Here is a 353-nt window from a genome sequence, read left to right on the forward strand (position 1 = left end):
CCGTCGCGGACACGGCCGGCGATGCCTTGGGTGATGCCGGCGAGGCGGAACAGATTGTAGGCGAAATACCAGTTGAGGTCAGGCACCGTCATCCCGGTGATGTTGCAATAGATTTGCGCGGCCTCTTCCACGCGCGGAATGTTGAGCGCCTTGAGGTCGGCACCCTCAAGGCCCGGCATGATCCACTGCATCAGCAGATAGGTGAAGTCGGCCATGGGATCGCCGAGCGTCGACAGCTCCCAGTCCAGCACGGCCTGCACGCGCGGTTCCGTCGCGTGGAAAATCATGTTGTCGAGACGATAGTCGCCGTGGACGATCGAGACGCGCGCCTGCTCCGGCACGGTCTTGGGCAA

General features: G+C 62.9%; 1 protein-coding gene. It reads right to left on the reverse strand.

Annotated features, from left to right (window positions below; all coding sequences use genetic code 11):
• Positions 1–353: phosphotransferase (locus tag AC0L2O_RS36490; RefSeq protein ID WP_473373162.1), on the reverse strand; the 353-nt coding region annotated here is incomplete at both ends.

The organism is Bradyrhizobium sp. Kon10, from assembly GCF_055807395.1.